The sequence below is a fragment of the Desulfobulbus sp. genome (assembly GCF_030824455.1).
GTDB lineage: Bacteria > Desulfobacterota > Desulfobulbia > Desulfobulbales > Desulfobulbaceae > Desulfobulbus.
On the sequence record NZ_JAVBXR010000102.1, the window covers coordinates 1 to 13,155 of the forward strand.

Here is a 13,155-nt window from a genome sequence, read left to right on the forward strand (position 1 = left end):
ACCCTCCCCCAAGCGTAGTCTTTTCCAACAAGGCGTAAGACGTGCGCACCCCTGCAGTGTTCGTCCAATATTGCCGGCCGCTGAGATCGTTGGAAAGAACGTCACGGGAAACACCGTCAGTCTGCCCGTCGTCGCCGGTCGTTGCAGTTGCCCCAGAGGTGTCGGACGAAGATTCCGGGTCGTCGGAGTAGCGAAAATCATCGGACAGGGTCAACGACCAATGTTTGCTCAGATATCGCTCGTCGCTCACGTTCAGCTGTTGATTGACTTCGTTGTCGTCATCAACAAAATCATAGCTGAGCTGGGGTGCATAGCGAAGATTGAACGTGTCGTAAGCGCCTCGGGAAGCGACGGTAACTGTCGGCCCGATGTTGATCTTGTGCGCGTCGCCTTCGTCTTCGTTGTCTGCTTGTTCCTGCTTGTACGTCCGCTCGCGAAAGTCGTACCCTGTTCCGGCCGAACCGGTGACAATGGTCTCCCGTGCAACGGCAGAATTGGCGACAGAAAGGCCAAGGCTGGACACACAGGACAAGAGAAACAAAGACCGCTGCAAAAATGGCATGAATCGCCTCTCGTTCAATGGGCTACGACAACGTCACCGGGTTCAATTTCAATGTTTTTCTCAACATTCTTGCCTTCAAGATAGTCGTCGTAATCGAATTCAAATTTCTCGACCTTGTTCGATGCTTTTTCCTGGCCCTTTTCCACAATCAAATCATTGCCCTGACGAATAATCGTCACCTTGGAATTGGCCCACTCATTAAATCCTCCGGCCTTGGCCACAGCTTTCACCAACACTGTCGGATAATCGAGATGAAAAAGTCCTGGATTTTTTACCTGTCCCATCATCGTGTATTGGCGGCTGTTGCTTTGCAACAGGGTTGCAATCACATTCGGCTCGTCATATACGGCGCCGTACAATTTTTTCAGATAGTCGGCAAGTTGGGTGAGCGTCATGCCGACAACATAAGCGTCTCCGATATGGCGCAGCGAAATCCGACCGTCCGCCCCCACCTCGCTGCCAGCCCCACGTCCACGAACGCCGTCTTGAGCGACCGGCGCCGCTCCATCGGCAACCGCAGGTTCCGTTGCGGGATTTCCAGGCCCGATTGCCATCGAGCCTTCGCCATACACCTCAACATACAAAATATCCCGATAGCCGATGATGTATTCCCTATCCGACTGAACCTTGCCTTTTTTGCCCAGAATCTCTTGCCGATACTGTTCTTTGGTTTCCTTGGAGACCGCCTGCTCCCCCCCCGATTCGGCCGCCCAAGAGGACGCAACCAGCAAACCAAAACAGATGATCACCCAAACACTTGCCTTTACCGCCTGAGAAAAAGTCTTCATACGCTCCTCGCCCCAAAAAGCTTCATGAGATAAATAGTTTGACAAACTATGCTACATACATAAAGAAAATAGTTCAAAGTAAAAAATGGCTTTCCTCTTTTTTGTGGGTTTCTTGTTGGGCATGCTGTACGCGCGGTTTCCCCTGAGACTTCAGCGTGGCGCGTGCAGCTTGGAAAAACAATCAGACTCCATGCTTCCCAACCGTCGATTGCCGTTCTGCTGTGCGGTTTTTTGTTCCTCAATCTCGACGACTTGATATACAATGACGAATGCACTCAGATGCACGCACCACAGACTCTTCCTTTAAAATGGAGTTACTCCTATGCGATTAAAAAATCTATTTTCACCCGCTGTTTTTCTCTTGCCTCTCCTGTTGCTGTTGTCCCTGTCCGCTTGCTCGGACGGCGGCAAAAGTAAAGAGGAACACTACAAAAAAGCAATGGTCTACCTGGAGGCGCAGAAGGAAAAAGAAGCCATCATCGAGTTGCGCAACGCCGTGCAAATCGACCCTAAATACGCCGATGCCCGGTATCAGCTGGGCCTGCTCTACCTCAAGAGCGGGGAGGTTCGTCAGGCTTTTGAGGAACTGCAACGAGCAGCAACCCTCGACCCCAAAAATATCGACGCGAAAATCAAAACTGCCGAGTTTTACCTGCTGTCCCGTAAGAAGGATGAGGCGCGAAAAAATATCGATGAGGTGCTCGCCCAAGCGCCCGGCAACAACGACGCCCTGGCTCTGCTGGCCAACCTGGAGTTGATCGACGGCAAATACGACGCCGCCTTGACCACCATTGATAAGGCCATTGCCGGCACCCCCACCGAGGACCGCTTTTTCGCCATCAAAGGGCGAGCGCTCAGCGCTAAGGAACAATTTCCAGCGGCGGAAGCGGCTTTCGTCAAAGCCATTGAACTGGACGGCAAAAACCTCTCTAACCACGCCACCCTGGCTGCATTTTATGTAGAAAGGAAGGAGTTGAACAAGGCCAAAACCAGCCTGGAAAAGATGGCCGCCGCCTTTCCCGATTCTTCCCAACCCTACATGCAGATGGCCTCCATTGATCTGATGGAAAGCAATACGGACGCCGCCGAGCAGCATTTAACCCAGGCGCTCAAGGTTGATCCCAAAAACGGCAAACTCAAGACCTCCATTGCCGATTTTTACGCAAAAAACGGCAAATTCGAGCAGGCCGAGCAGTTGTACAAAGAGGCAATTCAAGGTGAAGAAAAACCCGAAGATTTTGAGGCCCAACTGGCGAACTTCTATTTCGACTTCGGCAAATTTGACCAAGCCAAGGCTGAACTGGACAAAGTGACGGCCAAAAACGCAAAGAACCCCACCGCCAAGCTGGTGCAGGCCAAGTTCCAATTGAAAGACGGTAAGAACCAGGAAGCCCTCGACACCGTTACCGGCCTGATTCGCGACTATCCCAAATGGGGCGAACTCTTTTTTGTCAAGGCCCTGGCCCACAGCAACCTCAAGGATCTGAAACTGGCCAAGGAATCCCTGCTCGAAGCCATCAAGCTCAGCCCTGGATTCAGCAAGGCGCATTCCCTGCTCGCCATTCTCGCTCTGCAGGAAGGCGAATTCGAAACCGCCAAGAAAGAGGCGGCCACCGCCCTGAAGATCAACCCTCGAGATTTCCAGGCTGCCCTGACCCTGGCCAAGGGTGTCCTCTTCTCCAAGGAATACGATACTGCAGAAAAGATGTTCAGTGAACTTCACTCCAAGGTGCCGGACAATGTGGAGGTTTTGGGCAGTCTCGGTTTGACCTACATGGCTTTGAAGCAGGAGCCCAAGGCTAAACAGGCCTTTGAAAAACTGCTGGCTATTCAGCCGGACAACGCCAAGGCCTTCACCTTCCTTCTCCAATTGGCGCAAAAAAGTGGAACCTCCAAGGAAGAACTGATCAAAATGACCCAGGCCCAAATCGACAAGGCGCCCAAGAGCGGCGGCCTGCAGATCGTGCTGGCCAATCTGTACCTGAGCGCCAACCAGCCGGACAAGGCGCTTGAGATTTACAACAAGGCGCAGGAACTCGACCCTGAAAATCCGCAGCCCTATGCCATGAGCGCCATGATTTTGACCAAGCAGGGCAAAACCGATCAGGCTATTACGGAATATAAAGACCTTTTGGCCAAGCAACCCAAGGCGCTCGGCGCCTATATGGGCCTGGGCAGCATCTATGAGCAGACCGGCAAACCTGATCTGGCCAAAGAAGCCTATGAAAAAGCCCTGGCGATAAAAGCCGACTTCGCGCCGGCCGCCAACAACCTGGCCTGGATGATCGCCGAAAGCAAAGACCCTGACCTTGGCGAAGCCTTGCGTCTGGCCATGACCGCCAAGCAGCAGCAGCCCGAGGACGTCCACATCATCGACACCCTGGGCTGGGTGCATTACAAACGGGGTTCATTCAGCCTGGCGCGCAATGAGTTTGTGCAGGCCGTGCAGAAGCAGGAGGACATGCCCATTCTCCGCTACCATCTGGCCCTGGCCCTGTATGGCGAAGGCAAAAAGCAGGAGGCGATCAAGGAACTTGAAAAAACCCTGGCCCAGACGCAGCCCTTCCAAGAGAAGGAAGAAGCCGCCGCCACCCTGAAGAAGTGGCAAAGCGAACAATAACCACCGAACAGGCGAGCCCAATGGACATCCCATCGCTTCCCGGACGGGAGACAATCGTCGACAGCCGACAAATACAGCAACGGGTGCGGGAACTTGGCCGCCAGATCACCCAGGACTACCACGGTCGAAGCCTGGTGCTCCTGGGGGTGCTGAACGGGGCCTTTATCTTCGCCGCCGATCTTTGTCGGGCTATTGCCCTTGATCTGGAAATCGATTTTATCCGGGTGACCAGTTACGGGGCCTCGACGGAATCTTCAGGAACGATCCGACTGCTCAAGGAACCGAGCATCGACCTCAGCGGCAAGGATGTGCTCCTGGTGGAAGACATTGTCGACACCGGCACTACCATGTCCTGGTTGCAGGAGCATTTCCGGCAAAGCCCGGCACGCTCGGTGAAGATCTGCTCGCTCATCGACAAAAAGGAACGCAGGGTTGTTTCGGTTGAGGTCGATTATATCGGTTTTGCCCTCGACCGAGGCTTCCTGGTGGGCTATGGACTGGATTGTGCGGAAAGATACCGCAACCTTCCGGCCATTTACTCTTTGGAATAGAAACGACTCGGTCCGTTTGCCCGCAATCGGGCCGCACCTGTTGACCATCTGCTGGTAGAAGGGAGACTGTTATGCAAAAGAAAAATTTTGCTGTAATCTTGTCCGGTTGCGGTCACCAAGACGGCGCCGAAATCCATGAGGCAACGCTCACCCTCTGGGCCATCCATAAAAACGGCGGCGAGTTCCAGTGCTACGCGCCTGACATCAAACAGCAGCACGTGCTCAATCACATTACCGGCCAGGAGATGAACGAACAACGCAATGTGCTGATCGAGTCGGCCCGGATCGCTCGGGGCAAGATTGCTTCGCTGGCCACCTTTGCTCCGGAATCGGCGGACGCGCTGGTCATTCCCGGCGGTTTTGGCGCAGCCAAGAACTTGAGCAGTTACGCCTTTGACGGGGCAAAATGCACGGTGAACAGCGATGTCGCGGCGGCGATCAAGGCAATGCACGCGGCCGGCAAACCAATCGGCGCGCTGTGCATTGCCCCGGTAATTCTGGCCAAGGTGCTGGGCAACGTCACCCTGACCATTGGCCAGGATCCGACAACCGCCGACAATCTGGCCGCCATGGGGGCAAAACACCAACCAACCCTGCATGGGGAAATCGCTGTCGATCAGCAACACAAGATTGTCACCACGCCCTGCTACATGCTCAATTCACGGGTCGATCAGATCGCCGACGGCGCCGACCACCTGATCCAGGCTATGATGGCCATGATGGCCTGACCTCGCCTTCCCCCGTCGACACTCGCTTCCCCGGCGCAATCAGCAACGGGGAGGACGCTTTTGCGTGCTCCCCGTCTTGACTGAAACGGCCAGCGGTTTATTTTCTTTCCCACAGAAATTCAGGTCGGTTGCACATTCAATTGCGCCGTCACGATGCAGGCTCATCCGATCTGACCTCCCACAAGCAAACCAGCGAGATAAACCATGAACACCACCAAAACCCTCCTGCTCATGGCGGCGCTCACGGCGCTGTTCATGATTGCCGGACAGGCCATGGGCGGTCAACAGGGCATGACCATTGCCCTGCTGCTGGCCCTGGGCCTCAATTTTTTTGCCTACTGGAATTCCGACAAGATGGCCCTCGCCATGAACCGCGCCCGCGAGGTGTCGGTTGCGGAAGCGCCTGACCTGCACGCCCTGGTGGGCGCCTTGGCCGCTAGGGCAGGGATTCCCACGCCCAGGGTCTACGTGGTCGACGATCCGACGCCCAACGCCTTTGCCACCGGGCGCAATCCCGAGCATGCGGCGGTGGCGGTCACCACCGGCATCCTCCAGGTTCTGGATCGGTATGAGTTGGAAGGGGTCATTGCGCACGAGTTGGCGCACATCAAAAACCGCGACATCCTGGTCGGCTCGATTGCCGCCGTGATAGCGGGAGCAATTTCCTATCTGGCGACCATGGCGCAGTGGTCCATGCTTTTGGGCGGAGGCCGTAGCGACGATCAAGAAGGCAGCAATCCCCTGGTGATGCTGGTGACCATGCTGGTTGCGCCGCTGGCCGCGAGCCTGATCCAAATGGCCATCTCCCGCAGCAGGGAATACATCGCCGACGCCACTGGAGCTGCAATCTGCGGTCATCCCCAGTCGCTGGCCAGCGCCCTAAACAAACTGGCCAACTACAACGCCCAGCGGCCCATGAACGTTAACCCGGCCTCGGCCCAGATGTACATTGTCAACCCGCTCAGCGGCGGCTCGATTGCCGGCCTCTTCTCCACCCACCCGCCCATGGAAGAACGCATCCGCCGCCTGATGTCGATGTAAGCGACGCTGGCGGACGGTCGGGGAGATTACAACCGATTGATCATCTCGGCGAAGGCGGCCGCATCCAGACAGCCCTGGCCGAGCATGATCCCGTTGAGGCCAGAAATCCGCAGCAGATCCGCAGCATTGTCCGCAGTCACCCCACCCCCATACAGCACCGGCCGGTTGTCGGTTTTTCGAGCGATTTGGGGCAGCGCGGCGACAATCTCCGCCTCGCCCCTGGCCATCTCCAGGCTGGCCGGCGTCTCCGGGGTATACGCCCATATCAAACGCCCCAGTTCCTCCACGGCCATGGCTGCGGTCTGGGGCGTCAGCAGCTCCCGATCAATGCAGACAATGGGCTGCAGATCCTCGGCCAACGATTCATAGGCCTGCCGGGCCACATCCTGCACGGTTTCATGGCAATACCGCCGCCGCTCCCGATGCCCAAGCAGGGTGTACTTGGCCAGTCCGCGCAGCCAGGCGGCCGGAGTTGATCCGGTGTAGCTGCCCTGGGGATAAGCGGAGACACCTTGCGCCGCCAGGGCCACGCCGGCGAGCTTTTGGGTTCGCTCGGCAACGCGCTCCAGGATGAGAAACGGGACGGCAAGGATCACCTCAAGATCAGTCCGGGGCCGATAAGCGGCGGCAAAGGCGTCGCACCACTGCAGCGCCCTTTCCGGGGCAAGATTGGCTTTCCAGTTGGCCAGCACTCTTGTATTCATGGGATCAACCTCAGGGGGGGAATGGACGAAGAGAACGAAAAACGATCAGGAACCGCTGTGGCCCCCACTGTGGCGCAGACTATCCCGATCAAGCTGGCGAACCTGCGGCGCGCCAGTGCCTGCTTCGGGCCCGGACGCCGGGCCGATGTTGGAGAAAAGAGTCACCAAGACGCCGATCACGGCAAACACCGCCAGGGTGAGGGCCACAACCACGACAAGCAACCGAACCCTTGCCCACCGCTTTGGTTTGGCTTCGACCATGAAGAGCCTCAGTTGTGCTGCCCGGCAAGATGCGCGGCCAGCACAGCGCGCACCTGGAGCTGATCAGCGCCGACAATGAGCACGGTTTTGCTCCGGCTTTGCTGGCCGCTTTTGATGGCCAAGGCCGATTTAGGCAGGTGGAAGAGTTTGGCGAGAAAAGCAATGACCGCCTTGTTGGCCTTGCCGTCCACTGGCGGCGTGGTCAGGCGGAGTTTGAGCATGTCGCCCTGTAAACCGGCAAGGCCGTTGGCGGCGGCGCGGGGCTGCACGTGCAGCCGCAGCAGCAAGGCGCCGTCCGCCTGAACCTGCAGACAGGGTATGGGCGCAGACAGCGTCACGCCGGTCAGCGCAGGAGAGCCTATTGCAGCGACACGGCAATCTGCTGCAGGGTGGGCACAAGGAAACTCTGGAGGAACACGATGATCAGGATCAATATCATCGGGCTCAGATCAAGGCCGCCCATGATCGGAACCACCCGGCGGATCTTCATCAGCAGCGGATCGGTTGCCTGACGCAGAAAACGGACCACCGGGTTGTAGGGATCGGCATTGACCCAGGTGATGACCGCACGGGCAATCACCACCCAGATGTAGGCGCTGAGCACGAAGTTGATCAGTTTGGCGACCGCCATGAGAAAATTGCCGAGCATAAACATACGAACACCTGAAAGCTAAAGGAAAGAGTGTAATGATTGTCGCGGGGCGACTCGCGGGGCGCGCCCTCAAGCCACCCGACTGCCGACCGCGACGTCGCCGGCAACCGTTGTCACCACCAGTTTTTCCGTGCCGTCGGCCAGGAGTTCCTTGCCCGCCAGCACCATGCCCTGCGAGGGGATGCCCATCAGTTTGGCCGGCTTGAGATTGGCGACGATGATCACCCGCTGGCCGATCAGGGCCTCCGGGCTGTAATGCTGGGCAATGCCGGCGACAATGGTCCGCGGTTCCGGGGCGTTGACGGTTAATTTAAGCAGTCGATCCGATTTGGCCACCTTTTCGGCGGCAACAATCTCGGCCACCCGCAATTCAACCGCTTTGAACTGATCAAAGCTGATCAACCCTTCGCCCAAAGCCGGCTCCGGCTCCTGGTCCGATTTCGGCTTTTTGGGAGCCTTCGCCGCTTTCTCCCCCTGAGGCTTTGCCGCAACCGGCGCTGAAGCCGCTTCCTTTTTGTCCACGCGAGGAAAAAGCTGCGCGCCCTTGTCGATGACCGTGCCTGCCGGGATTTCTCCCCATTCCTGGACATCCTCAATCACGGCGGCGGCAAACTGCTCCCACATGCCCAGGGCAGCGGCCATCTTTTCAGCAGTCGCGGGCATGATCGGGCCAAGCGCCAGGGTGATTTTCCACAGAGACTCGGCCAGGAAGTAGAGCACCGTGTGCAACCGGTCGGCCAAGCGGTCGTCTTTGGCCAGTTCCCAGGGGGCATTGGTCACGATGTACCGGTTGAGCAGACTGATAACCTCCCAGACGGCCTGGAGCGCCTTGTGAAACTTGAACGCGTCCATATTCTCGCAATACTGCACGACCATGGCGGAAACGGCGCTCATCAGCTCGCGATCATCCGGGGTGAGCAGGGTGGCGGAATCGCGTTCCGGCACCCGCCCGGCCGCGTACTTGTCGATCATGGTCAGGGAGCGGGAAAACAGGTTGCCCAAATCGTTGGCCAGATCGGAGTTGTGGCGGGCGAGGATGGCGTCGCCTGAGAAGGACGAATCCAGGCCAAAGCTCATCTCGCGCAGGACAAAATAGCGCACCGTGTCCACCCCGTAGGCGTCGACCAGTTCCTTGGGCCGAACCACGTTGCCGATTGATTTGGACATCTTGGTGGCGTCCACATTCCAGTAGCCGTGGACATGGAGCCGCTTGTAAGGCTCGATCTCCATGGCCCGGAGCATGGTCGGCCAGAAGATGGCGTGCGGTTTGAGAATGTCCTTGGCGATGACGTGCTCGGCCCCGGCCCAGTAGGTTGCAAAATCCGGTCCGTCCGGGTAGCCGAGGCCGGTGAGGTAGTTGATCAGGGCGTCGAACCAGACATAGGTGACGAAATTCTGATCAAAGGGCAGCGGAATGCCCCAGGTCAGGCGCGCGGTCGGCCGGGAGATGCACAGATCCTCCAGCGGCTCGCTGAGGAAGGAAAGGACCTCGTTTCGGTATCGCTCCGGGGTGATGAATTCCGGGTTGCTGTTGATGTGGTCGATCAGCCAATCCTGATACTTGGACATCCGAAAAAAATAGTTCTGCTCGGTGATGGCCTTGGGCTCCACCTGATGGTCGGGACACTTGCCGTCGACTAGCTCCTTTTCAGTGAGGAAGCGCTCGCAGCCCTTGCAGTACAATCCCGAATATTCGCTAAAATAGATGTCGCCCTTATCGTACACCTGCTGAAGGATGTCCTGCACGGTCTTGACGTGATCGGCGTCGGTGGTGCGGATGATGTAATCCGGCTGGATGGAGAGCAGCGGCCAGGTCTCCCGGAAGGTTGCGGCGATGCGATCCACGTACTCGCGGGGCGTTTCCCCGGCCTTGGCGGCGGCCTCGGCGATTTTCTCGCCGTGTTCGTCGGTCCCGGTCTGAAAGCGGACGTCGTCGCCGCAGAGACGACGAAAGCGGCTGTAGACGTCGGCGACAATGGTGGTGTAGGCATGTCCCAGGTGGGGCATGGCGTTGACATAGTAGATCGGGGTGGTGACGTAGGTTGGCATGTTCAAGCTGTGGTCAGAAGAAGTAAGAGCAAGTGGCGTGTGGATAATTGCAGCGTTCAGGCGGGGAGTGAGGGATCACTCCTCCTCTTCCGGCCCGTCCGGCCCGTCCTGCATGCCCCAGATGTCGATGGAGGCGGATCGGCCTTTTTTCCCCTGCCCCTTGCGGCCGGTGCTCTTCGGGATTGGATCCGCAGCCCGCCATTCCTCTTCGGCAAGCATCCGGTCCTCGCCGTCGGAGGCAATCGCCGCCACCTTGCCAAGCAGGGGAATCTGCCGGGTAACCAAATAGGTCTTGCCTTCGAGCTGAATCTGCCGACCAACCCGGGGCATCCCCTTTTTCATGGTCTTGTAGGTCTCGTATTCGTAGGTCAGGCAGCAGAGCAGACGGTTGCACAGCCCCGAAATCTTGGCAGGATTGAGCGGCAGATCCTGGGCCTTGGCCATCTTGATCGAAACCGAATCGAATTTGTTGAGAAAGGAGGTGCAGCAGAGTTCACGACCGCAGGCCCCGAGCCCGCCGGTCATCTGGGTTTCGTGGCGGACGCCGATCTGACGCATCTCCACCCGGGTGCGGAACTCCTGCACCAGGGCCTTGACCAGTTCACGGAAATCGACCCGGCTCTCAGCGGTAAAATAGAAGATGATCTTGGAGCCGTTGAAAAAGCGCTCCACCCGCACCAGGTGCATCGGCAGCCGCAGCTTTTCGATCTGCCGGCGACAGAGACGAAAGGCCTCCTGCTCCAGTTGCGGCAGGAGGATGTATTTCTCCCGCTCTTCGTCGCTGGCCCGGCGATTGATGCGATAGCTCACCGGCCGGTCAACCCCGGCTGTGGCGGCGCCGGCGGAGCGGCTGACCACAAAGGCCGGCTCCGGCCCCTGCTCGGCGCGGACCATCACCCGGTCGCCCCGGACCAGATCGGCCAGATGGGTGGAGGCGGTAAACTCCTGCCCCTGATCGCGAAAACGGATTTTATAATATTGCAACACCGCCTCCTCGCTGCCGCTTTCCCCCAAGGGGGGCAGCTCGGCGGGCTGCGGTTCGTTGTCGACGTCTGTCATGGTGTTTCAGGTCAAGGGAGTACTGCAGTCAAAAAGGTCCAGGAGAAGCATTTCGCTGGTCAGACCACGGTTACAGTTTCTGGCAAGTGCTTGTTCCGCCAGATCAATGGCCGCCATCTTAGCAGATAGCTGGTGCAAATTCCAGCGTTCTCTTGCCCGCAACGCCTCCGGGGCAAAGGCGCAGGCAGCGGTTGCGGTCCGGGCGGACATACCGTTTTTGCAAAAAATCCGCAGCAGGGTCAGCAGCAACTCCATGCCCTCCTTGACCTCGGCCAACTCGCCAGCCAGGGCCAGCGCCCGTTCCACCCGCTCGGCCGCAGCGCCTTGCCGGGCGAGTAGTTCCTCCACGATTCGCCGATAGAGCGCGAGAATGCCGTCCGCCTCCAGAGCCAGCGCCTGACCGGGACAACCGCCGGCCAGCTCAGCCAGGGCCAGCGCTCCGGCTTCGTCCAACTCCGGTCGGCGGCGGCGGATAATCTCGGCGGCCAGGGCCAACGGCAGGGGAGCAAAGGGGATGACCTGACAGCGGGAGACAATGGTGTCCAGCAGTGATCCGGCGGCGTTGCCCACCAGGATGAGCAGGTTGTTGGCGGGCGGTTCCTCCAGCACCTTGAGCAGACTGTTGCCCGCCTCCCGCCGCATGGTGTGCGCCTCTTCGAGCAACACCACGCGCTGCCGGCTCTCAAAGGGGGCAAAACTGAGCGCCTTTTTCAGTTCGCGGATCTGGTCGATCTTGATTGCGGCGCCGTCCGGACGGATGCGCAGCAAGTCGGGATGATTGCTCGACTGGAATTTGCGGCACCCGGGGCAGGTCCCGCAGGGCTGTTCCGCGTCGGGTTGGCGACAGAGGAGCACGGCCGCCAGATCAAGGGCCACGGTGGTCTTGCCCACCCCGTCCGGCCCGGCCAGCAGATAGGCGTGGGCCAGGCGTCCGCTCTTCAGGGCGCGGCTCAACAGGGCAAGGGCCTTGGTCTGCCCGAGAATCAACGAAAAGGCCACAATTCAGAACAGGGTTTGCTGCCGCTTGACGCCCAGCGCCTGGCCGCGGGTGGCCGGCGCGGCGTTCGAGACCTTGGCCCCGGCCGGAGTCGGCGGGAACGGCTCCGCTTGGTCTTCGCCGCTCAGCGCTGCTTCTTCCACCCCGCCTGCGGCGCGGAGATAGAGATACCGTTCGAGATGCCGCTGGTACTCGCTCCACTGCCAGCCTTCGCCGCTCATTTTGGCCCGGAGGCTGTCCATGTAATTCATCTTGGCGTCCATGTCGTCGAGATGATGGAGGAGGATGGCCTCCGGGGTCATCGGCAAGATCGGAGCGCCATAGGCGTGCTGGCCGTGGTGACTGAGAATGATGTGCATCAGGAGATCGACCTGCTCCGCGCTGACGCCCTCGGTCTGCTCCGCCGCCTTGCGCACCATTTCCGCGCCCAGCGCCAAATGCCCCACCAGCCGGCCCCGGTCGGTGTAGCCAAAGGGCGGCCGGGCGAAATCGAATTCTTCAATCTTGGCCAGATCGTGGACCAGGGCGCCGGCAACGAGCATGTTCCGATCAATAAGCGGATAATGACTGGCCGCCTTTTCCGCCATGCCGACAATCGACAGGGTGTGTTCGATCAGGCCGCCGATGTAGGCGTGGTGGAGCTTCTTGGCGGCCGGCGCCCGTTGGAACAGGGCCAGGGTCTCGCCCTGAAAGATCGCCTGCAGCAGGCCGCGCAGGGGCGGCTCGACAATGCCTTCGATCACCGCGTCCAACTCCGCCGCCATCTCAGCCAGCGGCCGGGCGCTGGTGGGCATGAAATCGCCCAGGTCAACCGCTGTCTCGGCCACCTGCTGCAGCGCCGTGACCCCAAGCTGCATCTGGTCGCGAAAGGGCTTGGCCACGGCCTGCACCAGGACAAACCCGCCTTCCTCGGCAAGGGCGTTATACTCGCGGGCATTGTCCCAGACCCGCGCCTCGATCTCGCCGGTCCGGTCCATCAGCCCCAGCGCCAGATAGGGCTTGCCGGCCTTGGTTTCAGCCAGCGTTTTTTTCGAAACCAGAAAGACGTCCTGGAACTGTTGACCGGCGGTCAGTTGGGCAACGAAAATCTTCTTAGCAGACGCTGGCATGTTATACGCTCCTTTTCCCTGGTTCTCGATCACA

Annotated in this window: 14 protein-coding genes; 4 read left to right on the forward strand and 10 right to left on the reverse strand. The window is 59.0% G+C overall.

The window, feature by feature from the left end; genetic code table 11:
- Positions 1-562 (reverse strand): hypothetical protein (locus RCH93_RS12260; protein WP_306548698.1); only part of this gene is annotated, 562 nt, incomplete at its 3' end.
- Positions 563-576: 14 nt separating this feature from the next.
- On the reverse strand, positions 577-1,350 hold the full coding sequence (locus RCH93_RS12265) for a polysaccharide biosynthesis/export family protein (RefSeq protein WP_306548699.1): 774 nt from the start codon (positions 1,348-1,350) through the stop codon (positions 577-579).
- A 322-nt stretch (positions 1,351-1,672) separates the two neighbouring features.
- Between RCH93_RS12265 and RCH93_RS12270 the strand changes: the two genes are divergently transcribed.
- The 4 genes from RCH93_RS12270 (at position 1,673) to htpX (ending at position 6,290) form a co-directional block, all read left to right on the forward strand.
- A complete protein-coding gene (locus RCH93_RS12270; protein ID WP_306548700.1) occupies positions 1,673-3,970 on the forward strand; it encodes a tetratricopeptide repeat protein in 2,298 nt (765 codons plus the stop codon).
- A gap of 20 nt (positions 3,971-3,990) precedes the next feature.
- Positions 3,991-4,521 (forward strand): hypoxanthine phosphoribosyltransferase, encoded by a 531-nt coding sequence (gene hpt, locus RCH93_RS12275; protein WP_306548701.1) that lies wholly within the window; start codon positions 3,991-3,993, stop codon positions 4,519-4,521.
- 71 nt (positions 4,522-4,592) lie between these two features.
- Positions 4,593-5,249 (forward strand): isoprenoid biosynthesis glyoxalase ElbB, encoded by a 657-nt coding sequence (gene elbB / locus RCH93_RS12280; protein ID WP_306548702.1) that lies wholly within the window; start codon positions 4,593-4,595, stop codon positions 5,247-5,249.
- A gap of 204 nt (positions 5,250-5,453) precedes the next feature.
- The gene (htpX, locus tag RCH93_RS12285) at positions 5,454-6,290 is read left to right on the forward strand and encodes a zinc metalloprotease HtpX (RefSeq protein ID WP_306548703.1); all 837 of its coding nucleotides are present in this window, start codon (positions 5,454-5,456) and stop codon (positions 6,288-6,290) included.
- Between the two features lie 26 nt (positions 6,291-6,316).
- On the opposite strand, the gene RCH93_RS12290 is transcribed toward htpX, so the two are convergent.
- From RCH93_RS12290 to RCH93_RS12325, 8 genes are all read right to left on the reverse strand, one after another.
- Entirely contained in the window at positions 6,317-6,994 is a 678-nt protein-coding gene (locus RCH93_RS12290) for a triose-phosphate isomerase family protein (RefSeq protein ID WP_306548704.1), read from the reverse strand.
- 45 nt (positions 6,995-7,039) lie between these two features.
- On the reverse strand, positions 7,040-7,255 hold the full coding sequence (locus tag RCH93_RS12295) for a hypothetical protein (RefSeq protein ID WP_306548705.1): 216 nt from the start codon (positions 7,253-7,255) through the stop codon (positions 7,040-7,042).
- Between the two features lie 8 nt (positions 7,256-7,263).
- Positions 7,264-7,593 carry a DUF167 domain-containing protein gene (locus tag RCH93_RS12300; RefSeq protein WP_306548706.1) on the reverse strand — a complete coding sequence of 110 codons (330 nt, stop codon included), beginning with the start codon at positions 7,591-7,593 and terminating at the stop codon, positions 7,264-7,266.
- Positions 7,594-7,613: 20 nt separating this feature from the next.
- Positions 7,614-7,910, reverse strand: a complete 297-nt coding sequence (locus RCH93_RS12305; RefSeq protein WP_306548707.1) for a YggT family protein — start codon at positions 7,908-7,910, stop codon at positions 7,614-7,616.
- A gap of 66 nt (positions 7,911-7,976) precedes the next feature.
- Entirely contained in the window at positions 7,977-9,956 is a 1,980-nt protein-coding gene (gene metG, locus RCH93_RS12310; protein WP_306548708.1) for a methionine--tRNA ligase, read from the reverse strand.
- A gap of 75 nt (positions 9,957-10,031) precedes the next feature.
- Positions 10,032-11,015 carry a regulatory iron-sulfur-containing complex subunit RicT gene (locus RCH93_RS12315; protein ID WP_306548709.1) on the reverse strand — a complete coding sequence of 328 codons (984 nt, stop codon included), beginning with the start codon at positions 11,013-11,015 and terminating at the stop codon, positions 10,032-10,034.
- A gap of 6 nt (positions 11,016-11,021) precedes the next feature.
- On the reverse strand, positions 11,022-12,014 hold the full coding sequence (holB, locus tag RCH93_RS12320; protein WP_306548710.1) for a DNA polymerase III subunit delta': 993 nt from the start codon (positions 12,012-12,014) through the stop codon (positions 11,022-11,024).
- A 3-nt stretch (positions 12,015-12,017) separates the two neighbouring features.
- Positions 12,018-13,121 (reverse strand): 3'-5' exoribonuclease YhaM family protein, encoded by a 1,104-nt coding sequence (locus RCH93_RS12325; protein ID WP_306548711.1) that lies wholly within the window; start codon positions 13,119-13,121, stop codon positions 12,018-12,020.
- Between the last annotated feature and the right edge of the window lie 34 nt (positions 13,122-13,155).